The organism is Streptomyces lydicamycinicus (genome assembly GCF_000829715.2).
Classification (GTDB): Bacteria; Actinomycetota; Actinomycetes; order Streptomycetales; family Streptomycetaceae; genus Streptomyces; species Streptomyces lydicamycinicus.
Window position 1 is genome coordinate 295,884 of record NZ_BBNO01000004.1, and the last position, 19,839, is coordinate 315,722.

26 protein-coding genes are annotated in these 19,839 nt (G+C 71.2%); 9 read left to right on the plus strand and 17 right to left on the minus strand.

Annotation, left to right across the window (positions count from 1 at the left end; genetic code table 11):
- Window positions 1–361 precede the first annotated feature (361 nt).
- The 7 genes from TU31_RS36870 (at window position 362) to TU31_RS14565 (ending at window position 6,276) form a co-directional block, all read left to right on the plus strand.
- Window positions 362–1,774: a condensation protein gene (locus tag TU31_RS36870; RefSeq protein ID WP_245698576.1), complete on the plus strand. Its 1,413-nt coding sequence runs from the start codon at window positions 362–364 to the stop codon at window positions 1,772–1,774.
- The gene (locus tag TU31_RS14540) at window positions 1,771–2,508 is read left to right on the plus strand and encodes a class I SAM-dependent methyltransferase (protein ID WP_042154409.1); all 738 of its coding nucleotides are present in this window, start codon (window positions 1,771–1,773) and stop codon (window positions 2,506–2,508) included. The genes TU31_RS36870 and TU31_RS14540 overlap by 4 nt, the downstream gene beginning before the upstream one ends.
- Window positions 2,486–3,445, plus strand: a complete 960-nt coding sequence (locus TU31_RS14545; protein WP_042154411.1) for a DMT family transporter — start codon at window positions 2,486–2,488, stop codon at window positions 3,443–3,445. Before TU31_RS14540 ends, TU31_RS14545 begins: the two co-directional genes overlap by 23 nt.
- Window positions 3,432–3,656 carry a Trm112 family protein gene (locus tag TU31_RS14550; protein WP_042154414.1) on the plus strand — a complete coding sequence of 75 codons (225 nt, stop codon included), beginning with the start codon at window positions 3,432–3,434 and terminating at the stop codon, window positions 3,654–3,656. The genes TU31_RS14545 and TU31_RS14550 overlap by 14 nt, the downstream gene beginning before the upstream one ends.
- Window positions 3,653–4,468 (plus strand): FkbM family methyltransferase, encoded by an 816-nt coding sequence (locus tag TU31_RS14555; RefSeq protein ID WP_042154415.1) that lies wholly within the window; start codon window positions 3,653–3,655, stop codon window positions 4,466–4,468. The genes TU31_RS14550 and TU31_RS14555 overlap by 4 nt, the downstream gene beginning before the upstream one ends.
- The gene (locus tag TU31_RS14560) at window positions 4,446–5,057 is read left to right on the plus strand and encodes a hypothetical protein (RefSeq protein ID WP_042154416.1); all 612 of its coding nucleotides are present in this window, start codon (window positions 4,446–4,448) and stop codon (window positions 5,055–5,057) included. Before TU31_RS14555 ends, TU31_RS14560 begins: the two co-directional genes overlap by 23 nt.
- A gap of 187 nt (window positions 5,058–5,244) precedes the next feature.
- Window positions 5,245–6,276 (plus strand): rod shape-determining protein, encoded by a 1,032-nt coding sequence (locus TU31_RS14565; protein ID WP_042154418.1) that lies wholly within the window; start codon window positions 5,245–5,247, stop codon window positions 6,274–6,276.
- 155 nt (window positions 6,277–6,431) lie between these two features.
- Here TU31_RS14565 and TU31_RS14570 read toward each other — a convergent pair whose 3' ends face one another.
- The 3 genes from TU31_RS14570 to TU31_RS14580 form a co-directional block, all read right to left on the minus strand.
- Window positions 6,432–7,028: a histidine phosphatase family protein gene (locus TU31_RS14570; RefSeq protein WP_042154420.1), complete on the minus strand. Its 597-nt coding sequence runs from the start codon at window positions 7,026–7,028 to the stop codon at window positions 6,432–6,434.
- On the minus strand, window positions 7,025–7,432 hold the full coding sequence (trxA, locus tag TU31_RS14575) for a thioredoxin (RefSeq protein ID WP_042154422.1): 408 nt from the start codon (window positions 7,430–7,432) through the stop codon (window positions 7,025–7,027). Before trxA ends, TU31_RS14570 begins: the two co-directional genes overlap by 4 nt.
- Window positions 7,433–7,720: 288 nt before the next feature.
- Window positions 7,721–8,077 carry a cupin domain-containing protein gene (locus TU31_RS14580; protein WP_042155420.1) on the minus strand — a complete coding sequence of 119 codons (357 nt, stop codon included), beginning with the start codon at window positions 8,075–8,077 and terminating at the stop codon, window positions 7,721–7,723.
- Between the two features lie 221 nt (window positions 8,078–8,298).
- On the opposite strand from TU31_RS14580, the gene TU31_RS14585 reads away from it, so the two are divergent.
- Window positions 8,299–9,174: a glycosyltransferase family 2 protein gene (locus tag TU31_RS14585; RefSeq protein WP_042154424.1), complete on the plus strand. Its 876-nt coding sequence runs from the start codon at window positions 8,299–8,301 to the stop codon at window positions 9,172–9,174.
- 67 nt (window positions 9,175–9,241) lie between these two features.
- Here TU31_RS14585 and TU31_RS14590 read toward each other — a convergent pair whose 3' ends face one another.
- Window positions 9,242–10,177, minus strand: coding sequence for a DUF5996 family protein (locus TU31_RS14590; protein WP_042155422.1), 936 nt, complete (start codon window positions 10,175–10,177; stop codon window positions 9,242–9,244).
- A gap of 843 nt (window positions 10,178–11,020) precedes the next feature.
- On the opposite strand from TU31_RS14590, the gene TU31_RS14595 reads away from it, so the two are divergent.
- Window positions 11,021–13,069 (plus strand): PLL family lectin, encoded by a 2,049-nt coding sequence (locus TU31_RS14595; RefSeq protein WP_042154426.1) that lies wholly within the window; start codon window positions 11,021–11,023, stop codon window positions 13,067–13,069.
- A 330-nt stretch (window positions 13,070–13,399) separates the two neighbouring features.
- On the opposite strand, the gene TU31_RS14600 is transcribed toward TU31_RS14595, so the two are convergent.
- The 13 genes from TU31_RS14600 to TU31_RS14660 all read right to left on the minus strand — a co-directional run bounded on the left by TU31_RS14600 (window position 13,400) and on the right by TU31_RS14660 (window position 19,813).
- The gene (locus TU31_RS14600) at window positions 13,400–14,167 is read right to left on the minus strand and encodes a hypothetical protein (protein WP_042154428.1); all 768 of its coding nucleotides are present in this window, start codon (window positions 14,165–14,167) and stop codon (window positions 13,400–13,402) included.
- A 70-nt stretch (window positions 14,168–14,237) separates the two neighbouring features.
- On the minus strand, window positions 14,238–14,426 hold the full coding sequence (locus TU31_RS14605; RefSeq protein WP_042154429.1) for a DUF4314 domain-containing protein: 189 nt from the start codon (window positions 14,424–14,426) through the stop codon (window positions 14,238–14,240).
- Window positions 14,427–14,515: 89 nt separating this feature from the next.
- A complete protein-coding gene (locus TU31_RS14610; RefSeq protein WP_052718939.1) occupies window positions 14,516–15,574 on the minus strand; it encodes an N-6 DNA methylase in 1,059 nt (352 codons plus the stop codon).
- Window positions 15,575–15,649: 75 nt separating this feature from the next.
- A complete protein-coding gene (locus TU31_RS14615) occupies window positions 15,650–16,261 on the minus strand; it encodes a hypothetical protein (RefSeq protein WP_158894459.1) in 612 nt (203 codons plus the stop codon).
- A 5-nt stretch (window positions 16,262–16,266) separates the two neighbouring features.
- Window positions 16,267–16,551 (minus strand): hypothetical protein, encoded by a 285-nt coding sequence (locus TU31_RS14620; protein WP_042154433.1) that lies wholly within the window; start codon window positions 16,549–16,551, stop codon window positions 16,267–16,269.
- A 37-nt stretch (window positions 16,552–16,588) separates the two neighbouring features.
- Window positions 16,589–16,936 carry a hypothetical protein gene (locus TU31_RS14625; RefSeq protein WP_042154435.1) on the minus strand — a complete coding sequence of 116 codons (348 nt, stop codon included), beginning with the start codon at window positions 16,934–16,936 and terminating at the stop codon, window positions 16,589–16,591.
- A gap of 132 nt (window positions 16,937–17,068) precedes the next feature.
- Window positions 17,069–17,476: a hypothetical protein gene (locus TU31_RS14630; protein WP_158894462.1), complete on the minus strand. Its 408-nt coding sequence runs from the start codon at window positions 17,474–17,476 to the stop codon at window positions 17,069–17,071.
- 75 nt (window positions 17,477–17,551) lie between these two features.
- Window positions 17,552–17,848: a hypothetical protein gene (locus tag TU31_RS14635; RefSeq protein ID WP_042154439.1), complete on the minus strand. Its 297-nt coding sequence runs from the start codon at window positions 17,846–17,848 to the stop codon at window positions 17,552–17,554.
- 109 nt (window positions 17,849–17,957) lie between these two features.
- Window positions 17,958–18,641 carry a hypothetical protein gene (locus tag TU31_RS35940; RefSeq protein WP_052718940.1) on the minus strand — a complete coding sequence of 228 codons (684 nt, stop codon included), beginning with the start codon at window positions 18,639–18,641 and terminating at the stop codon, window positions 17,958–17,960.
- A complete protein-coding gene (locus tag TU31_RS14645; RefSeq protein ID WP_158894464.1) occupies window positions 18,638–18,862 on the minus strand; it encodes a hypothetical protein in 225 nt (74 codons plus the stop codon). The genes TU31_RS35940 and TU31_RS14645 overlap by 4 nt, the downstream gene beginning before the upstream one ends.
- Window positions 18,859–19,203 (minus strand): hypothetical protein, encoded by a 345-nt coding sequence (locus tag TU31_RS14650; RefSeq protein ID WP_042154443.1) that lies wholly within the window; start codon window positions 19,201–19,203, stop codon window positions 18,859–18,861. Before TU31_RS14650 ends, TU31_RS14645 begins: the two co-directional genes overlap by 4 nt.
- The gene (locus TU31_RS14655; protein ID WP_042154445.1) at window positions 19,200–19,637 is read right to left on the minus strand and encodes a hypothetical protein; all 438 of its coding nucleotides are present in this window, start codon (window positions 19,635–19,637) and stop codon (window positions 19,200–19,202) included. Before TU31_RS14655 ends, TU31_RS14650 begins: the two co-directional genes overlap by 4 nt.
- Entirely contained in the window at window positions 19,634–19,813 is a 180-nt protein-coding gene (locus tag TU31_RS14660) for a hypothetical protein (protein WP_042154447.1), read from the minus strand. Before TU31_RS14660 ends, TU31_RS14655 begins: the two co-directional genes overlap by 4 nt.
- Window positions 19,814–19,839 lie beyond the last annotated feature (26 nt).

Below are 19,839 nucleotides of genomic sequence, written 5' to 3' on the forward strand. Positions count from 1 at the left end.
CAACGGCCCGGTCGCCCCGCTCAACGGCCGGGGCACCTCGCCCAACAGCCCGGGAGCCCCGCCCGACGGCCGGGGCGAGCTCTCCCCCGCCCCCTCCCCCTCTCCCCCTTCGGGGGAGGGGGCGGGGGGTGGGTTCGGGGGTGGGGGGGAGCAGAGCCGCGGCAGCGCCGTAACCCGCCTCCCTCGCGGCAGCGCCATAACCCGCCTCCCGTTCCCCGTCGTTGACGAGATCTCCCGGCACTGTCTGGACGACGGCGAGCCGGAGACCGTACACATCGAGGTGCACCTCCCCGGCCGGGTCGACCCCGTCCGGCTGCGCACCGCGTTCCACCGGGCGCTCGCCCGCCATCCGCGCATCCTGATGCGGCAGGCGCCGGTCCGCTGGTGGCACCGCCGCTACCGCTGGCAGCTCACCGCCACCCCGGACGTGGACCCGGTCGACTTCCCACCGCCCGGCCCCGGTGCGCTGGCCCGCGCCCGGCAGCGCGCGCTCGACCAGTGCCCGCCGCTGGACGCCTCGCCTCCCATACGGCTGGAGGCGATCGAAGGGGCGACGGCAGGCGGCACCGTGCTGCTGCTCACCCTCCACCACACCGCGCTGGACGGGCCGGCCTGTCTGCGGGTGCTGGCCACCGCCGCCGAGCTCTACGGCGGCGCCGACAACTCCCCCGCACCCGCACCCGTACGCGCCCCCGGTCCCCGTCCGGGACCACCGCCCGCCGACCGGCCACCGTCCCCCGGCCCCCGTCTCGCCCGCCCGGCACGGATCGCCCCCGCCCCCGCCCCCGACCCGGCCCCGAGCCCGGCCCCGCCCCCGGCTCCCGGCAGCGCTCCCCAGCCCAGCAGGCCCAACCAACCCAGCCGGCCCGGCCAACCCAGCCAACCCTGGCCACCCAACCAACCCAGCCAGCCCGGCCACCCCGACCAACCCTGGCCACCCAACCAACCCGGCCACCCCGGCCAACCCGACCAACCAGGCCGCCCCATCCGCCCCACCCACCCCGGCAACGGCATGCTCCTGACCGAACTGCCAATCCCGGCCCGCCCCCCACGCGCTCCCGCCCAGCCGGCGCCCTACACCGTCAACGACCAACTCCTGGTCGCCACCTGGCTGATGGTCGCCCGCTGGAACCGGCTGCACGCCCCGGCCCACCCGCACGCCACGGCGGCCCCGGCCGCCGCCCCCATCGTCGTCACCATGCCCGTCGACGACCGGCCGCGCGATGCCGGGATGCCCATCGGCAACGGCACCCGGCTGGTGTCGGTCGGCTTCGGCCCCGAGGAGCGCCGGGACGCCGGGCCGCTCACCGCCGATCCGCCCGACCCGGACGCGGTGGCCCGGCTGCTGCGCCGCACCGCCGCCCGCACCCGCGCCCTCAAGGCCGCCGCACCGGGACCTCAACTCGGTCTCTACGCCACGATGTTGACTGCCCCCGTCCTCCCCGTCGGGCTGCGCGGCGCGGTCACCCGTACGCTGCGCCGCGCCGCCGCGCCGTGGACCTCCACCACCCTCCTGTCCAACATCGGCCGGATCCCCTACCCGCTGGACTTCGGGGACGCCGGCCGGCCGACCGCGGTGTGGTTCTCCGCCCCGGCCCGGATGCCACGCGGGCTCACCGTGACCACCGTCTCCGTGGCCGGCCGGATCCAGCTGGCGCTGCGCTGGTCCCCGGCCCTCCTGGACGACGCGGCCGGCGCCCGGCTCGGCGACCTGTTCCGCTCCTCCCTCGCCGCCACCGCCTGGACCCCGCCCCCGGCCGGAGCGGCCCGATGACCCGGCCCCCCGCCACGCTGCGGGACTTCTACGAGAACCCCGCTGTGCCGGTCGCGTCCGGCGCCGCCCGCAGCCGGCGGCAGGCCCGGCTGCTGGCGCGTGCCCTGGGGCCCGTACGCACCGGGGCGCCGCCCGCCACCATCCTGGACATCGGCTGCGGCGACGGTTCGGCGGCGGCCGTCGCGGCGGAGGTGCTCACCGGTCACCGTCTGGTCGGCGTCGACTGGTCGCAGGACGCCCTGCGCCGCGCCCGGACCCGGATCCCCTGGGCGGTGCGCGGCGAACTCACCGACGGGGGCCTGCCGTTCGCGACCGGTTCCGCCGACGCGGTCCTCTTCAGCGAGGTCATCGAGCATCTCGTCGACCCCGATGCCGCCCTGGACGAGCTGCGCCGGGTGCTGCGCCCCGGCGGTCATCTGATGCTCTCCACCCCGAACCTCGCCGCCTGGTACAACCGCGGGCTGCTGCTCGCCGGGGTCCAGCCCGTCTTCTCGGAGGTGAGCATGCGCGGGATCCACGGCCGGCCCGGCACCCAGGTCGTCGGCCATCTCCGGCTCTGCACGGCCCGTGCCCTGCGCGGCTTCCTCACGGCGTCCGGTTTCGAGGCCGTACGGATCGCCGGTGCGCCGTATCACGATGTGCCGCGGCCACTGCGCCCCCTCGACCGCGCCGCGTGCCGGGTCCCGTCGCTGGCCTCGATCCTGCTCGCCCATGCCCGGCGGGCAGGGGGGTAGCGCGGTGCCGTGGTGGGGCGTGGCGTCCGCGCTGCTCGCCAACGTCCTGTACAGCACCGGTTTCGTGCTGGAGAAGCGCGCCCTGGCCGGGCTGCCCGCGCTGAGCACCCGGCAGCCCGTACGGGTCGTCGGCCGGCTGCTGTCCAGCCCGCTGTGGCTGGCCGGCTCGCTCGCCCTGGCCGCCGGTTTCGCCGCCCAGCTCGCCGTCTACCGCACCCTGCCGCTGGCCGCCGCGCAGGGCCTGTTCGTCTCGGGCCTGGTCCTCTTGCTGCTGCTGTCCTCGGTGGTGCTGGGCGAGCGGACCAGCGGCCGGGAGCGGCAGGGCATCGTGGCGATCCTGGTCGCGCTGGCACTGGTCATCGCCTCCCTCCAGGGCGAGGACGCCCGGGCCGTCGCCCGCACCGCACCGCCCGGCACCCTGCTGCTGATCGCGGTGCCGTCACTGGCCGCCGGGCTGCTGCTGTACCGCTCGGCGGAACGGCGTGCCCGGCGCCGCCACCGGCTGCCGACGGCGGGTGTCCCCTACGGGGTGGCCGTCGGCCTGCTCTACGGGGTCAGCTCGCTGGCCATCAAGGGCGTCTCCGGTCTGCTGGCTCCCCACGACCTCCCGGCCGTCGCGGGCCGGCTGCTCCGCTCGCCCTACCCGTACCTTCTGCTGGTCACCGGAGCCGCCGGTCTGGTGCTGTCCCAGACCGCCCTGCAACGCTGCCGGGCGTCCGTGATCGTCCCCGTCTGCACCACCGTCACCTGTGTGTTCACCGTCGTCTGCGGCACCGTGGCGTTCGGTGAGCCGCTGCCCGCCGATCCGCTGCGGCGCGCGCTGCGGCTGGGCGGCACGGCCGTCGCCGTGGCGGTCCTGCTCGCGCTGCCCCGCCATGACCCGCCCGTCCCCGAACCCGCCACCGGAACCCCGGAGTCGCTCGATGAAGCCCGATGACCCACTGCTGAAGATCCTGGTCTGCCCGCTCGACAAGGGCCCGCTGTCGCTGCTCGCCCCCGGTGACGCCCTCTACAACCCCCGGCTGCGCCGCCGCTATCCGATCCTCGACGGTATCCCGCAGCTCCTGCCCTCCTCCGGCGAACAGCTCAGCGACGCCGAGCACACCCGCGCGCTGCGCCGGCTCGCGGACCGGGAACCGGGGTCGTGACGCTCGCCGCGCGGCTGGCGCCCCGGCTGCCGGGCCGGCTGGTGTCGGCGCTGGTCGCCGGGGTCTATCCGCGGTTCGAACCGGAGCTGCGGCGGCTCGCCGACTTCTGTCCGCCCGGTGGCACGGCCGTGGACGTCGGCGGGTGGTACGGCCCGTGGACCCGGCGGCTGGCCCGGCGCGCCGACCGGGTGGTCACCCTTGAACCGGTCCCTCACCTGGCCCGACTGCTCTCCTCGGTCACTCCCCCGCATGTCGAGGTGGTGTCCGCCGCGGCCACCGACCACACGGGCCGCGCCACCCTCTGGCTGCCCCCGGGCGGCCGCGGCGACCGCGGGGTCTCCTCGCTCGTACGCCGGGAGCTGCACTCCGCCGCCCTCGACGTGCCCTGTCTCCCGCTGGACGCGCTGGGGCTGGCGTCCGTCACCCTCATCAAGATCGACGCGGAGGGCGCGGAGCTGGCGGTGCTGCGCGGCGCCGCGCACACCGTCGAGCGTCAACTTCCGGCACTGTTCGTCGAGTTGGAGACCCGTATCCAGCCGCTCGGGCCCGTACTGGACTGGACGTCCGCCCACGGCTACCGCGGCTGGGTGCTGCCGCACGACCGCTGGCTGCCGCTGGCCGATTTCGATCTGCCCGGCCATCAGTCCCGCATCTGCCAGGTCGCCGAGCACGGGCTGCTGCGCCGCTCCCTCGCCCCGCACCGCCGCTACGTCAACTCCGTGCTCTTCCTCCCCGACGGCGAGCGCCCCGGGCGGCCGGTGGCCCGCGCCGTCCACCACCATGTCCCTCATGGACCCCACCACGGACAATGACCCGCCCGGCGGCTCCGGCGCCCCCTCCGGGCTGCCCGGACCGGTCGCCTTCCAGGTCGTCCTGCTGCGCCGGATGGCCGATCACCACCCCGGCCTGGTCGAGGAGGCGCTGCGCACCCTGGGCGTCTCCCGCGCCGAGATGCGCGAGGCCAACCGCCGCTGGCAGGCGCGGATGCACGCCCCGCGCGCGCCCGGCGGCAGCCGGCCGTATCGTGCGCTGCTCGGCGCCCCCGAGACCGTCACGCCCCGCCGCATCGGCGATCTGCGCTGCGAGGCCCTGACCTGGCCGGTGCCGCTCTGGCCCGATCTGCAGTTCGAGATCCTCATCGGCGCCCGGGACGCCGTCTGGAACGCCTGGCTCGTCCGGGCACCCGGCGCCACCGCCCCTGACCTGCGCAGCACCACGGATCTACGGCCCTGGTCCTGCACCGTCGACGAGGTCGCCCGCGCCTTCGCCCCGGCCCGCCCCATGGAGGGCAGCGCCCCCACCCGCTGGCGGCTGGCGTGCACCGCGCCCGGCCCCGACGGCACCCCGCAGGACATCGTCCCCGAATTCACCTGGGGGCTGTACCAGCGACTGGCGGGCTGAGAGCCCACCGCACCGGCCTCTCCCCGCCCCGTCACCCCTTCGCCGCAACCACCCCGCCCCCGTCCCCCGAGCGGACCTTTCCAGCAGGCGGCGGCCTCGGCACGACCGGAGGATGGCGCACGAGCGGTCCCTGCGAACCGGCCGCGCGACCTCTCGTCCATACCGGCCCATCGGGGAGGAATCACCCATGACCATCAGCCTCGCCCAATTGCGGCGCTGTTCGGCCGCCATCGACATCGGCGCGGCCCGGACCAGGGTGTATGTGAAGAACCAGGGGCTGGTCGTCGACGAACCGACCGTCGCCGCCATCAACACCCGCAGCGGGGCGCTGCTGGCCGTCGGCGCCCAGGCCGAGGTGATGGACGGCCGCACCCCCGACTACATCCGGGTGGTGCGCCCGGTCTCCAACGGCACCATCGTCGATATCGACATGGCCCAGCGGCTGCTGCGGACCCTGGTCGGCGACAAGCTGCGCAAGTCCTGGCGGCGCCGGCCCGCGATGCGGGGCGCGGTCTGTCTTCCGTACGGCAGCGAGCCGCTGGCCCAGCGGGCCGCCGTGGAGACGCTCACCGGGCTGGGGGCGCGGCGGGTGGAGCTGGTCGACACCCTGGTCGCCGCGGCGGTGGGTTGCGGGCTTCCGGTGGAGCAGCCCGAGGCCACCATGATCGTGGTGTGCGGCGCCGGAACGACGCAGGTCGCGGTGCTCTCCCTCGGCTCGATCGTGGCCGCGGAGACCGTGCCGGTGGGCGGCAACGCCATCGACCACGCGGTCGTCCAGCATCTGCGGCTGCACCACGAGCTGATGCTGGCGGGCCAGGCCGTACGCCCGCTTCAGCTGCTCCTCTCCGGTGGCGACGGGGTCACCCCCGGCTCCACCGAGGTGCACGGCCGGGACGTGATCAGCGGGATGGCGCGCTCCGTGCATGTCGACACCGAGCGGGTACGGGACGCCATCACCACCCCGCTGACCTCGATCCTCGACGGCATCGGGGCCGTGCTGCGCCGCTGCCCGCCGGATCTGGTGGCCGACCTCGGCGAGCGCGGCATCGTGCTCGCGGGCGGCAGCGCCCTGATCCCCGGCCTGGAGCCGATGATCCACCAGGCCACGAACATGCCGGTACACACCGCGGACCACCCCGACACCTGTGCCGTCATGGGGCTCGGCGCCATGATCGAGGGCAAGGTGCAGCCGTTGCATCTCGATCCGATGGATCCGTAGCCGGCCGACGGCCGCATCCGCACGGGCTCCGGCTGAGCGACTCCGAGCTCACGGAGCACGGCTGACGGCCCACGCCGCACGGCTCACGGCCCAGGGCCCACGGCCCACGGCCCACAGCAGACTCACCGGCCAAGGGCCCCGCCCCCCGCCCCTGGTTACAGACTCCGGGCGTTCCAGGCGAGAACCGCGGGCCGGTCGTGTTCGGTCCCCAGGACGCCGACCGCCCCGGTCTCGAAGGTGAAGAGGCCCCCGGCGGCGGGCGGCAGCCCGAGCCTGCGGGCGGCCAGCACCCGCAGGAAGTGCGCATGCGCGACCAGCGCCACATCGCCGTCGTCGGCGGCGAGCCGGTGCGCGATCCGTGCCAGCACCCGGTCGGCGCGCGCCCCGACCTGCTCGGGCGACTCGCCCGGATGCTCCGCGGGCCCCTCGGCGACACCGTCGGAGAACAGATACCAGCCGGGCCGGTCGCGGTGGATCTCGGCGGTGGCGATGCCCTCATAGCCGCCGTAGTCCCATTCCCGCAGGTCGGCGTCGATCTGCGGACGGGCGAGGCCCGCCAGCTCGGCGGTGCGCAGCGCCCGCTGCATCGGGCTGGCGTACACCGGCCCGATCTTCCGGTCCGACAGCAGCGGCCGCAGTGCGCGGGCCTGCTCCTCACCGGTGGCGGTCAGCGGCAGATCGGTCCAGCTGGTGTGCCGGCCGTCCCTGCTCCACTCGGTCTCGCCGTGCCGGACCAGAAGAAGGTCGCTCACGAGCTCTGCGCCTGCTGACCCTGTTCGCCCTGCGCCTGCTCGGCCTGCTGGGCCTCGGTGACCGACGCCCGGACCTCGTCCATGTCCAGCGCGCGGGCCTGGCCGATGACGTCCTCCAGGGCCTCCGCGGGCAGCGCGCCGGGCTGGGCGAAGACGGCGATGTTCTCCCGGACGATCATCACGGTCGGGATGGACTGGATCTGGAGGGCCTGCGCCAGCTCGGGCTGCGCCTCCGTGTCGACCTTGGCGAAGACCAGGTCGTCATGCGTCTCGGAGGACTTCTCGAAGACCGGGCCGAACTGCTTGCACGGCCCGCACCACTCGGCCCAGAAGTCGATCAGGACGAAATCGTTGCCGGAGACGATTTCGTCGAAGTTTTCCTTGGTGAGCTCAATGGTGCTCATGCCTGTTTCCCTGCTTCCGGTCTGTCGACGCTTGTCACACGGTCTCCGGCTGCGGCAACGGGATCAACCCGCGACGTATTCCGCACGCCGGACCGTCCCGCACCCCTGCCCACCGAGCGCGTTCCTAGACATCCGGATCCACGTGGCGAACCACACGCCACCCGGCCGGCCGACGCGGCAACCGGCCACCGCGCCCCGGCCTCGCTCCGTACCCGGTCAGACAGCGGCTCCGCCCCGCGCGGTCACTCCCTGCCTCCGCCTGCCCGTCGTCCTAGGGGTAGACACCTCCTAGCCCTTCGCGTAGTCCTTCGCCATCTGGCCCGCGAAGTCGTACACGATGCACTGCTCGTCCCCGACCACCCAGGCGTCGTGTCCGGGCGGGCAGACGAAGACATCGCCGGGTCCCACTTCGGACTCCGCGCCGTCGTTCATCCTGATGCGCATCCGGCCCTGCACCACGAAGCAGTTGTGGTGAACCTCGCAGCTGTCGGTCCCGGCTATCGGGCGTACCGACTCCGACCAGCGCCAGCCGGGCTCGAAGGTGGCCACGGCGAAGTCCAGTCCGGTGAGGTGCAGGGCTTCGAGGTGACCCCGGGGAAAGTCGCGCCGTTCATCCGGCTTGTCGACCGTCTTGACTTCCATCATGAGGGCTTCCTCCATCCGCCCCCCTGGGCAACCGTGCAAACCCCCGGTCCTTCCATGGTGCGCCGGTCCGGCACACCCGGCATCCGCGGGCTCCCGGCCCCCGGCGAGGGCGTTCCCCAGCGTTCAACGGCCGGATGTCGCCGGGGAAGCGCCGTGGCACGCAGTCGCCGTCCCCGGCGGTTAGCATCCCGACAAGACCGCCGAGAACGGAGCAAACTTCTGTGCGTCATCTGCGCGTAGGCGTCGCCATCTTGACCATGGGAAACCGTCCCGCCGAACTGCGGGCGCTGCTGGATTCGGTCGCCAAGCAGGACCTCCGGCCGGCCCACATCGTGGTCATCGGAAACGGCTCCCCGCTCCCCCCGCTGCCGCACGGCGCCGTCGGTGTCGAGCTGAGCGAGAACCTGGGGGTCTCCGGGGGCCGCAATGTCGCCCTGGACGAGCTGCGCAAGCTCGGGGATGTCGACGTGGTGGTCGACCTGGACGACGACGGCCTGCTGATCAGCCCGGACGTCTTCAGCCGGCTGGCGGAACTGCACACGCGTGAACCGGAGTTGGGGATCGTCAGCTTCCGCATCGCCGACGAGCGGGGCCGCACCCAGCGCCGCCACGTCCCCCGCCTGCGGGCCAACGACCCGGCACGCGGCGGTCTGGTCACCACCTTCCTCGGCGGCGGGCACTCCCTGTCCGTACCGATGCTGGACCGGATCGGCGGCTGGCCCGAGGACTTCTTCTACGCCCATGAGGAAACCGACCTGGCCTGGCGGGCCCTGGACGACGGCTGGCGCATCCGCTACGCCCCGGAGCTCGTGCTCCAGCACCCGTACACCTCACCGACCCGGCACGCCGTCTACCACCGCATGGTCGCCAGAAACCGCGTCTGGCTCGCCAAGCGGCACCTCCCCGCGGTCCTGGTGCCCCTCTACCTCGGCGTATGGGCCGCCCTGACGGCCGTCCGCAGCCCCTCGGTGGCGGGCCTGCGCGCCTGGGCCGCCGGTTTCGCCGAGGGAGTGCGCACCCCCTGCGGCCGACGCCGCCCCCTGCGCTGGCGCACCGTATGGCGCATGACCCGCCTGGGCCGCCCGCCGGTGATCTGAGGCCGCTCCTACGACCGGGTACGGACCTGGTCCACAGGCGGCCGGGAACGGCAGCGGCCGTCCGGCCCTACAGCTGCGGATCCGTCACCCCGCCCGCACAGCTGAGCCGTTCGACATCCCACCCGGCCCGCCCGGCCCCGGCACGGTAGGCACTCTCGTAGAAGCCGAGCACGGCCGCACGGGGATCCGCCGCGGCACGGGCGTCGTCGTACCGCAGCACGGCCAGCTGACTCTCCCCCCGGGCGACCCACCGCGCCGCCTCCGGCCGCAGCGGCTCATCGGCCAGGCCCGCGGGCTCCGGAGCGGTATAGGAGTAGAACGCCGGCTCGGGGAAGCTGTCGTCCCCGAACCAGAAGCCGAAGCTGATCACCTCCCTGGAGTACGCCTCCCGGGTCACCGGGTCGGTCTGCCGCGGCTGCTCGACCCGGCGATCGGAGAACCGGGTGTGCGCGATGTCGAAGGTGTGCCAGAAGTGGTGCACCGGGCTGACCTTCCCCTCATAGCCCGCGGCGAATTCCTCCAGCACCGAGGCCACCTGGCTGAGCACCTGCCAGTAGCGCTGGGCGTGCCGTGGCTCGTAGGCCGCGTGCTCGGTGTCCTCGGCGAACGGCCGGTCGGCGTCGGGCAGGTCGAACGGATGGGGGACGGCGAGCCGCACCCGGATCCCCAGCCCGGCCAGCGTGTCCATAAGGGTGTCGTGGAAGGCCGCCACGGACCGGCCGACCAGCGGGAACGAGACCGTCCGGCCGTCCAGCACCGAAACGACCAGCCGGTGTCCCACGAAGTCGAAGTCGATCGTGAAGATCGGATTGCCGTCGAGCTGCCCCATCGGCCGGGTGGTGATGCCCCGCCCGGTGAGATGGAACGGGACGTTCCACCAGTGATTGCGCCGCGCGCTGGCAGCGAGCCGGACCTTCCCGACCACCTGCGCAAAGCGATGGACCGTCTCTTTGGTCTCCCGCCACTCGGCATACGGAACCGGCGGAAACAGCTCCCTCGTCATCGCCTTCCCCTTCCGCACCGCACTCCTGACGGCCGGACGGCCGCGGATGACCATGATGAGCACGGGGGGACGCATACGGCACGTTGGTCCGGAAGGCGCAGAAGGGCCGCCACATGCGCGTGGCGGCCCTGCTGTCTGTCCTCTCCCAGGTAGAAAGGATCTTCGCCCTGGGCGCTGCGGTGGGGCGGGTGGGACTCGAACCCACGGCCGACGGATTATGAGTCCTTTGGGGATCTTGGCGGCCCTTGCCTGTCCATGCTCGTTCAGTACGTTTTTGCTGGTCAGACGGGGTAAGCCATGTCGGCGCCTGCTGATCTTCGTCGGTCTGTTCCTATCCTTGTGTCCCGACTGCGTCCCGAATACGTCCCGGATGGACAAGGTCACAGGGCCTTCCGGCGGGTCGCGCCAGCCGGGAGAGGGGACCCGGACCAGCGACCGACGGATTTCCTTTCCAACGCGTAGAGGCTCCACCCCTGAGCCGGGGCGGAGCCTCTGTGGCCGTTCATGCAGGCCAGACGTCGTCCGGTCACCCTATTCGGCTGACCCCTCCTTAGAACTCCTAACGAGATGATCAGCTGTCTGGATGAGGTCCGGGTCCGTGATTCGCCTGGGAGGTGCGGCACGGGAGCCGGGACTCCTGATTGTGTTGTTTGGCGGTCAGGAGCGCCGTTCACGGGAGGGGCTGCACCGTTCCGGGCTTCGTCCGCTATGGGGGCTCAGGTCGATTATGAGCCGAATTAAGACAGCGATGTCCGGAATGGCACTATCGCGGGGCTCACGGACTCGGCACGCTTGCTCGCGTAGTGTGATCAGTCGGTCACCTTCCGTGGAGGAATTGAATCGATGTCCCAGACAATCCCGCTCGCCTCCCAGTCCGAACGCGTCGAACGGCTGCGAGCCCAGCTCGCAGGTGAGACCGCACCCGCATCTGACGCCACCGCTGACGACGCAACGCTCAGCCCACGGGCCAGGCGCGCGGCCCGTACCGCACGCGGCCTGGCGCTCTCCCCGGCCGCCAACCTGCTCTACGGTATGACGCTTCGCGCCGCTGCCCGCAGCGAGCAGAACGAGAAGCTCACCGACCTGGAGGAGCAGCTCGTCGGGCTGCTGCGGACCACCGGTTCCTCGGATGGGGAGATCGCCGAGTTCGGCCGGGTCTTTCAGAAGCAGGCCACGGCCCGGGGTGCCTCCGCGCTGTTCACCGCGTCGGTCACCGAACGTCCGCTGAGCGAGGGGTACTCCTTCGACGACCTGGCCGCCGAACTGCCGGCCCTCGCTCCGGAGATCACCGCCCAGCCGAACTTCCGCACGGTACGGGTGGACACTCTGACCCCCGGCCAGCCGCTGGACACCCCCGAAGCCGCAGAGGCCCGCGGCGAGTACGGCGGCGGGGTGATCGTTTTCCTCGCCGAGAACAACCTCGCCTCTTCCCGGGCCACCAACCCCACCCCGTTGGACCTGCGCATCGAGTACAACAAGTTCCATTGCCAGAAGCGCACCGGCGACACGGTCGCTGGCCCCTCCGACGAGATCTACTGGGTTTCCGGGTCCGGCTCGGACGTGTCCAAGACGAACTACAAGTCGGGCGAGTTCGGCGACATGGACGACGACGACTGGGGGTACTGGAATCCGGGCACCGCGCACTTCTTCAACGGGAAGATCAAGAACACCCTCACCGGCAACATCCAGTGCTGGGAAGCGGACGACAGCACCGGCGGTTTCCTCGACGAACTGCGCCGGGCGGCGCGTGAGATCTCCGACTGGGCCTTCAACACCTCCGAGAGGCTGGAGGACCAGAACGAGGAGTACAACGGCTCCTCCGCCTTCCTCTCCCTGATCGGCCTGGTCGCGCGGCTGGTCGACGCCCTCCTGGGCTGGTTCCGCAATGACGACGACCTGATCGAGGACATCACCGTGGCGTACAGCGCGGCCGCGCTGTACGCCCTGAGTCATCGGCCCATCGACAACAACGGCATCCTCTTCCGGGGCAGCAATGGCAGGTACGTCCTGTACCTGAAGGTAGTCATGCCCCAGGGACCCGCCTTCAGCCTCCGCCAGCACACCCTGACCGGCTCCACCTGGAGCGGGACCACCACCCCGCCCGGACTGTCCAGCGGGTCCCCGGCCGCGCTGGAAAGCCACGACAGCAGGCTCCACGCCCTCTTCCTGGCCCCCGGCTCCACCGCCATCATGCACGCCACCCTCAGCGGCACCTCCTGGAGCACCCCGCAACCCTTCGGACACGGCGCCGCCAGCTTCCACACTCCCGCTCTGGCCTCGGACGGCACCAAAATCCACGCAGTCCACGTCGGAGGTGACGGCGCACTGCACCACAACTGGTGGAACGGATCGAGCTGGACCTCCCCCACCAAGATCCGTGACTTCAACGCCGGCTACGCCCCAGCACTCGCCCACCACGACGGAAAGCTCTGGCTCATCCACGCAAGCCCCAACGGAAACCTGTACTACAACACCTACGAGAACGGGACGTGGAGCACCGCCACAGCCATGCGCTTCATGGCAAGCAACACCTACCGTCCCGCGCTTGCCAAGTACGCGCCCAGCGCGGCGTCGTACAACGGCGCCCTCCACGTCATCTACCAAACAGCCAGCGGATACCTCACGCCCGGCGTCTACCGGTTCGCCCTCCAAGGCGGAGGATGGACCCACCAGGGCACCGACGCAGCGTGGCGCCTCCGCTCCGCCCCGGCCATCGAAGCCTTCGACAACAAGCTGTACTGCGTCCACCCCGGCCTGGACGGCCAGCTCCGCTCCGCCCATTTCGACGGTTCCCGGTGGAGCAGCCCCACTGTCATCTCCTTCGCGAAGAGCGTCGACGAGCCCGCTCTCGCCACCCACGCGGGCAAGCTCCACCTGATGTACCGCGGCTGACCCACCTACGGCCCGAGCGCCCTCCTACCGGCGCTCGGGCCGCACGCCAAGTCGGACACAGAGCAGGAACTGACGTCCTCGAATACGCCCGATCGCTGAGGCTCTCCCAATACCGCAGGGCACGGCTTCCGAGCCACTCGGCAGAGGACAGTAGGTGACGACGACGGCACGAGCAGGCGGCTCATTGCCTTTGGTTACGGTTCCGAGCGGAGTGATTGCAGGCGTCGCCAGCAGATAAGTGCGCATCCGAGGGCGATGGCTCCGGTGTCGTTGCTCATGGCACTCCGAGAGGGGCGCGGCGCGGCCGCGCCCCTTGTCGAGTCGTACGGGTCAATTGCTGCTGGCCTTGGGACGCCGCTTGGACGTGCGCTTGCGGGGGCGCCGGTTCGGGGCTGCTTCGGGCTGGGTGTCGCCCCCGGCCGGAGCGTCCCCGCGTTGGGATTCGTCGGCGGGGGTGGGTGCGTCGTCCGAGTGGTCTTCACCCGCCGGTTCTTGCGACTGCGGACTTCGTTCTGTCGCGGGGTCGACCTCGGGCTCGGTCTCCGGCTCCGGCTCGGCAACAGCCTCGGGCCCCGGCTCGGGCGCAGGCGCGGGCTCGGCAGTGGCCACGGGCTGAGCTTCGTCGGTGGCGGCCGGCAGGGCGCCGCGCTCGGCGGTGACGGCCGCAAGGGCGTTGTCGAAGAGGTCTATCCACGGCCGGTGACCGACGTAGCGGGGCTTGTATTCGAAGGCCGGGAGGAGGTGGTCTTCGAGGGTGCGCAGGATTATGACGGCGGGGTCTTCCTCGTCGTCGGTGACGAGGGTTGTCGCCTTGTTGTAGCGGTGCCCTTCGGGGAGGCGGGCGGCGATGTGCGCCTCGTGAGCGGCAAGTTCGGCCGGGGTGGCGTCGTCCAGCAGCGTGGGCGCGGCGTTGCCGGTGATCCAGAGTTGGACGGTGGCTCCGCCGAAGATGGGGCGGAAGCTGATGGCCCGGCCGTCGCTGGAGATGAGGTGGGCCGCGCCGTCGGCGGGTGCTTCGGGGTCGAGAATCCAGTCTCCTCCGAGGCTCTGGGCAAGGGTGGCCGCCGTTTCTCGGACTGCGGCGTCGGTGATGAGCATGGGCGTGTCTCCAAGAGGTCTGCTGGTGTGACGTCAGGGCCCGCCCCGGCGCGGGGCGGGCCCGACGGGGCTATGCGGGGCGCACCTCGTCGCCGTCGTCCAGGAGCATCGAGAGGGTGGAGCCGTTGTCCCAGTCGACGGAGAGCTGGGCGAGGTTGGCGTCGTACCGCCGGACGGTCCCCTGGTCTCCTTCGGTGAGGTCGGTGTGTGGGTCGGTGGTGTGGACGAGCGCGATGCGGTCGCCTCGTTTGTAGGTCATCGGGAACCCCTTTCCGTTGGTTCTATTCTATATGCATTCAGGGTAGGGGCAAGATCACCTGCGAGAGATTTGGGTGGCGTCCGTCCTGCTCAGGCGGCTATGTCGCGCACCAGCGCCTCGACCTTCTGTAGCGCCGCGAGGAAGACGGCCTGCGAGTGCAGCTCGTCGCGCCGCTCGAAGGAGTCGCGCGCCTGCTGCGCGGCCTTCGCGGTCAGGTTGCCGTCGTGCAGGGTGTCACCACAGGCAATCAGGACGCTTGGGCCGAGGTCCCAGATGATCGCGTTGACGGCGGCTCCGGCAGCAGCGAGTTCGTCGATGTCGGTCAGCGACCATCCGAAGTCGTGCGGGTCGATGTTCTTCTCCCGCATGACCTGTGCAGCCGCACGGTACATCCCGCCAGTTCCGCCGGCGGGCTCATCGAACTTCATCCCCGGCTTGAGCGGCGCGTCATCGAGCATCATCCGCGCCATGAGCTCTGCGACGTCCGGAGGCGTATGCACTTCCGCGAGGGCATCGTGGGCACCCTTCGAGCGCATGATGGCCAGCAGCGCACCCATCACGTCGGTGGCGGAGCGGTAGTACGCGTCGTCGCTGCTGGTCAAGTGGAGCAGCCCTCTGGTCAGAGCGGCCTCGACCACCGCCCTGATGGCACCGGCACGCTTCGGGCCGGGCTCCTCGTCGTCAACCCACTTGTGCAGTGGGGTGGCTCGGTCGATCAAGTCCGGGCGCATGATCCACCAGCGCGCCCAGCATTCGCGGAACGCCGACAGGAGTTGGCCGTCGTCAAGGCTGAGCCACCAGTCGGCGGCGAGGTAGGCGGCAGGGCCGCGCATGGGCCACAGAGCGAGCGTGGCCACTACGCCCATCGGGACTTCGATGCCAGGCCCGCCCTGGGCGTGGTGCCAGGCGTAGCTGACGGCCTCGGCGATATCGAACGCTGTCTCGTGCGGGCCCCTGTGCGAGGGGCGGTAGTGGCCCAGATTGCGCTTGACTGGGGCGAGCGCGGGACGGGGCTGGGCGGAGATAGTCACGGGGGCGGGCGCCGGCGGCAGGTCGGTCAACAACCTGCGGGGCGGCGGCGCAAGGATGGTTGGGGCGGATGACTCGTCGGACTCGTTGGCGTCGGCGAAGAGGTCGAGTTGGCTCATGTTGCTTCTCCTGCTGGAAGGTCTGGGGGGCACCCCGTGTCGGCCCGCCCGGCGCGGGCCGACACGGAGGTGAGCTCAGCGGGCCGCGCGCTGGATGCGCTGGAGCACGGCGGCGGCGTCGTCGGTGAGACCGGCTGCGCTGAGGGCGGTGTGCCGGAGAAGTTCGGTCAGGTCCTCGGCGGCGATCTGGGCGAGGATGTCGGTGAGGCTGAGGTGCCGTTGGCGGGCTGTGCGATAGGGGTAGCCGGCGGCCAGCGTGAGCACGATGCCGGGTATGAACTGGTCGGTCTGCTCGTCGCTGAGACCGAGCCCCCGGCCGATGCGGTGGACCGCGTCGGGGTTACCGAGGAGGGCGGTCGCCGGTACGGCCTTGTGGGCGAGCCTGGCGGCCGATACCTCTCGCTGCACGTACGCCTCCCAGTTCAGGCGGGCATCGACCTCTCGGCCGTCGGCCATGAGGGCGCTGGATGAGAGGGTGGCCGCGAAGCGTGGGGTCGTGACGGCCACGTCGAGGTATTCGGCCGGCGTGCGTCCGGCGCGGGCGACGGCGGGGTGGTGAGCCTCGGCATGGAAGTGCTCAAGGGTGGCGAGCAGCGCGCTCTCGGCGGCAGCGGGGTGCACGCCGAGGCGGTTGGCCACGTCCCAGCACAGGATCTGCATCGAGTTGAGGTGCACGTAGTTCTCCAAGTGGTCTATTTGATCGGCCGGTTGAGGGTGGCGAGGTGGGCGTCGGCGGCCGCGAGGCGCTGGGGGTCGGAGAGGAACGCCTCGACCCAGGCACGTCCGACGATGTCTCCTGCGGTGTCCGCGTCGGGGGCGGCGATGACGTACGCGCCGAGGCCGTCGGCTTCGAGTTGGGCGCATCGCTCGTCGAAGGCCGCGTCGTCGCCGGGAGGCGGTTCGACGGCGACGATCTCGAACCGGATGACGGTTTCTCGGTAGATGACCCACCACTGCTGCTCGGTTGACGTGCTCACGTGGCTCCTTTGGCCTGGGAGGTGTCGGCGGCGCGGGTCATGCCTGTCGGGTGGGCGGCGGGTAGTGGGCGAGGACGTCATCGACGTGCTGGGCGATGTGGTCCATGAGGGTGCGGATCTGCGTCCTGTCGCCGCCGAGGTACAGGGCCAGGTCGAGGACCTGGGGGGCGGCGGTGTAGTGGAGGAGCTGCAGGTACTGCTCGACGGACAGCGTCACGAGGGCGTCCGGGCGCAGCGCCCAGGAGGCGATGGCGGCGTTGTCGGCGAGGTGAACGGCGGCTTTGAGGGTGGCGTCGTCGGGGGCGCGGGTGAGCAGGACCAGGAGGATGGCGCCGAGGTGGTGCTCGGGGGTGTCGATGACGGGTATCGAGTTGCGGGGTGGCACGGGTGTCTCCATTCGGGGGTGAGATGCTTCTTTTCTATGTGCATTCAGGGCCCGGTGCGGCCCGAATTCGGGCGATAGGGGGCTAGCCCCGAGGGAAGTCCACGACCGGAGCCGTGGCGTTGGTTGTGGTGATCACCGAAGCGGTCCAATCGTGCGCGGGGCGAGTCCCCGGGGGTTGGAAGGCAGCGGGATGGCGATGTCGCGAGGGTCCGGCAGTGGATGGACGTAGAAGTAGCCGGGCCGATGGGTGCGAAGGTTGGCCAGCCGACCAAGGAGGGACACGTCGCCGGTGAGGTTGTCCCACGCGGCACCCGGCTCCTTGAGCAGGTCGAACTGAAGGAGGAGGCGCCCGTCGTCGCCGTGCAGGCGCCACAGGGCGTACTCGCCGGGGGTGTCGGTCTGGGTCGCGATGATCGTTTTGATGCGCGGCTCGATCCCGGCTGCGGTCACGCATAGGCGCCGCAGTACGGCGCGTGCGAGGTCGCGGGTGGCCAGGCATACCTGACGGTCTGCGAGTGGGCAGGGGTCAACGGGGTTCACGGATAGGCTCCTTGGTGTAGCTGCGCCCGGCGACCGGGGGTGGTTACCACTGGCCGCCGGGCGGGCTCATGCGGACTACCAGGCGCGCAGGTCGTCCTGGAGGTGCAGGAGGACGAGGAGAGTTGAGGCGACTTCCAGGCCGTCGCCGCGGCCTCCGGTAAAGAAGGGCAGCAGGCGAATGACCACATCGAGCAGGCCCTCCGGCAACTGGGCGACCCACGCCTCGAAGGCCATGTCGGTGCGGGAGGACTTCCATGCGGCGCGAAAGATGACGTGGATGCGTTCCGACATGTAGACGGTCTCGACGCGGCTCAGATCGGTATCCAGCTCGTGCAGCCGAGCCGCGATGCCCTTTGGGTCGATCAGCTTCATGGACGCTCCTCGGTTCACGGGAGGCCTCCCCCCCTACTCTTGGTTCTATTCTATATGCAATCGGGTGGGGGGCAAGATTTTCACGCACAGAATCTCGCCCCGACGCCACTTATTTCCGCAGGTCAGCGGCCTGCGAATGCGTGAGATCGCGGATGTGGAGGACCAGACGTGACCCACTGACCACGTGCCCAAGCCGCATGTCCGGACCGACGACGCGCGTGTGGTCGTCGTCGTCCAGGACGCCCTGGTCCACGAGCCCGTCGACGCACGCCTTGAAGCTCGGGTACCAGTTGGCCGGGTCTCTCCTTTGCTGGTCGTCGGGGTGCAGAACGCCGATGATGTGTGCCCGCTCCAGATGCGGCACGCCTCGCGAGGCGGCCCAGGCCGCACGCCGCAGCACCTTGGTGATCTCTGCGCGCCGGTGGTGGTGCAACCGCTGGTTGGAATTGAGGAGCAGCATCCGCGGGGGCATGGCCACCCTGAACTGACGCCCTGGCATCCCGTCGAACCAGTCCGCCATCTCGGCCGCGGGCTTCTGGAGCTGTGGTGTCGCCGGCGGCGTGGCCTCGGCCGGTGCCGCCTCGGGCGCATAGCCGCTCTTTCGCCTGCTGCCCGTTCCAGTGAGAGCCGTCGGGTGCAGGCTGGAGGCGAGGATGAGGCGCTGGCGGGCGCCGGTGGCGGCGTCGGCCACCACGGCGCGCATGTCCCCTTCCTTGTACCGCACGATGCGGATGCGCGCCGTGTCCTGCGGGTGGCAGGCCGCGAAGATGCGGCCGATTCGGATGTGGTTCATGGGCGTTCCCGGTTCACCAGTGCGGCCACGGCACGGGCGATGAGGGCGGCTGGCCAGAAAACGATGACAATCGCGAGGTACAGAGCGACTGCGACCGGCTGCAGTTGGGCCGCGAGGCGCAGGAGCGGTTCCTCTTCGAGCAGGGTCGAGATGAAGGCAGTCAAGAAGATGCCTCCGGCGATCCAGCCGAGCAGGAGCAATACAGCGAGCAGTCCAGTCACGGTTTGGTCTCCCGGTCCGGCTGAACGAGCACGGTTTTCAGCACACCGGCTCGGGCGAGGCGGAGCGCGAGCGAGGCCGCGCGCCCTCTCGGGTGGACGGCGAACCCCGCGCAGATGGCCGGGGCTTCGGTGCCGAGCGTGTCGTGGCAGACGATGTGACCTTCGTCGGCGACGGCCTTCTTGACCATGCTCGCGACTCGCCCGGGATCGAGGTTCATGAGGTTGCCCGGCCGGAAGATGCATGTGGCGCAGCGGTCCGCGCAGACCCGCACGCTCCATGTGGCCGGGTCGGCAACGTCGTGGCGCAGCCCGTCAGCTGAGTACGTGGCGGAGGTGTTCACCGGCCGGCTCCCGGCGTGGCCGCGAGCACGGCTTCCCCAGTCGCCGCGAGGAGCGTGTGCATGCACGCGGGCCACAACTCGGGGTCCTTGGAGGTGAAGGCTGCCTGGTAGAGGGCCAGGGCCGTGTCGGTGTCGTTATTGAGAAAGGCGGCGATGAAGCGCGCGGCGAATAGGTGGTGGGGCGGGACGGTGTCCTCCGGGCGGGAACCATCGAGGGTCCGGATGCCCCAGAAGGACGTGTGTGTCTGCTGGCCGTGCATCTTCGTCAGGGCGGCCTTGGCCACCGTGGCGATGCCGCAGGCGACGCCGTACATCATGGAGGGCGTCTGTGTCTGGGCCAGCTCGGCGAGGATCTGCACGGACTCCTCGTGACGGCCCTCCACCCAGTGGCTGACGGCTTCCCAGACCCGGTCCGATATCTCCTCGTGCGTCACTGCGCTGCTCCGTTCTTCGGCTCGGGGTGATCGGTGGTGGCCAGGTGGTGGAGTGCGGCGGCCAAGGCGCCCGGGGACTGCGGCTGGTGGCCGTGGTAACGCAGCGCCGGCGTGATCACGGCGCAGTGAGCGTCGGCCTTCGGGGCCGCATACGGGTATTGGTGCAGGGTGGGCACTGGGCTCTCCGGGATCAGACGCCGCC

Coding starts and splice junctions, on each gene's coding strand:
- TU31_RS14595 (WP_042154426.1), top strand. CDS start 11,021: ATGTCCCAGACAATCCCGCTCGCCTCCCAGTCCGAACGCGTCGAACGG.
- TU31_RS35940 (WP_052718940.1), bottom strand. CDS start 18,641: ATGAACCACATCCGAATCGGCCGCATCTTCGCGGCCTGCCACCCGCAG.
- TU31_RS14590 (WP_042155422.1), bottom strand. CDS start 10,177: ATGACGAGGGAGCTGTTTCCGCCGGTTCCGTATGCCGAGTGGCGGGAG.
- TU31_RS14545 (WP_042154411.1), top strand. CDS start 2,486: ATGCCCGGCGGGCAGGGGGGTAGCGCGGTGCCGTGGTGGGGCGTGGCG.
- TU31_RS14560 (WP_042154416.1), top strand. CDS start 4,446: ATGGACCCCACCACGGACAATGACCCGCCCGGCGGCTCCGGCGCCCCC.
- TU31_RS14635 (WP_042154439.1), bottom strand. CDS start 17,848: ATGAAGCTGATCGACCCAAAGGGCATCGCGGCTCGGCTGCACGAGCTG.
- TU31_RS36870 (WP_245698576.1), top strand. CDS start 362: ATGCGGCAGGCGCCGGTCCGCTGGTGGCACCGCCGCTACCGCTGGCAG.
- TU31_RS14565 (WP_042154418.1), top strand. CDS start 5,245: ATGACCATCAGCCTCGCCCAATTGCGGCGCTGTTCGGCCGCCATCGAC.
- TU31_RS14610 (WP_052718939.1), bottom strand. CDS start 15,574: ATGAGCCAACTCGACCTCTTCGCCGACGCCAACGAGTCCGACGAGTCA.
- TU31_RS14580 (WP_042155420.1), bottom strand. CDS start 8,077: ATGATGGAAGTCAAGACGGTCGACAAGCCGGATGAACGGCGCGACTTT.
- TU31_RS14605 (WP_042154429.1), bottom strand. CDS start 14,426: ATGACCTACAAACGAGGCGACCGCATCGCGCTCGTCCACACCACCGAC.
- TU31_RS14540 (WP_042154409.1), top strand. CDS start 1,771: ATGACCCGGCCCCCCGCCACGCTGCGGGACTTCTACGAGAACCCCGCT.
- trxA (WP_042154422.1), bottom strand. CDS start 7,432: ATGAGCACCATTGAGCTCACCAAGGAAAACTTCGACGAAATCGTCTCC.
- TU31_RS14550 (WP_042154414.1), top strand. CDS start 3,432: ATGAAGCCCGATGACCCACTGCTGAAGATCCTGGTCTGCCCGCTCGAC.
- TU31_RS14600 (WP_042154428.1), bottom strand. CDS start 14,167: ATGCTCATCACCGACGCCGCAGTCCGAGAAACGGCGGCCACCCTTGCC.